General features: G+C 70.7%; 1 protein-coding gene. It reads left to right on the forward strand.

The window, feature by feature from the left end; all coding sequences use genetic code 11:
• Positions 1-556 precede the first annotated feature (556 nt).
• Positions 557-820 (forward strand): SCO5717 family growth-regulating ATPase, encoded by a 264-nt coding sequence (locus ACWGJB_RS27135; RefSeq protein ID WP_453382697.1) that lies wholly within the window; start codon positions 557-559, stop codon positions 818-820.
• Positions 821-828: the final 8 nt, after the last annotated feature.

Raw genomic sequence — 828 nt, forward strand, 5'->3', positions numbered from 1 at the left:
GGGGGGGCGGGGGGGGCCCCCCCCCACAACCGGGCTCAGCTCTTCCGGGCGCTGCCGACGCCCGACGGCCATGCCCTCGCCGTTCTCCAGGTCGTCGCAGCGCCGCTTCAGCCGCCGCCCCCGAACGCACCCTTTCTGCCCTTTTCTTCTCTGCTTCGCGCTCCGCGTACGGCAGAACTTCCGGGAAGGCTGCGGCTTTTGCCGCGCACTTCTCGCACTCCCCCGCCCCCGCGTGGTCAACTGGTGCCCGAACTGACGGTTCTTGCCCGTTTTGTTCATCGACTGTTGGGCAATACGAAAGCTCTGCACAGGAGTTCAGGGCAGGGTGTGACCAGGCGGACGTCCGTATTGAGACGGACGGGCCTGCCGAGGTTCGGCTCCCGGTGATTAGGCTGGGAGGGGGGCGCGACGTCAGGACCGTGAACAAGACGTCGGTGCCCCGAGGGGGAGAGCCGGTGGATCGGACTACCTCAAACGAATACGGATGCTGAGAACGACACGACATGGTCGTCGCGCCGGCACGGCATGAGGGTGCTCGACCACACCAGGAGGAACTGTGAGCAGCGATCGGGACGGGATCCGCGGGGGCTGGGCCACACCCGGCGAAGACCAGCCCGACGCGGAGTCACTCAACGAGATGACGGGCGAGTTCACGATCGACTACGCGCCGCCCGCCTGGTACACGCAGAACGCGGCGGGCGGCCCGGGAGCGGCCGAGGGGGGCGGGGGGGGCGGGGGGGGCGGGGGGGGGGGGCGGCGCCGGGGGGCGCGGGGTCCCGGGGACGGCGCCCGTGAAGAGCCAACCGCGCCACCCCCCTAGACCGGAAC

Source organism: Streptomyces sp. NPDC054813 (genome assembly GCF_053611365.1).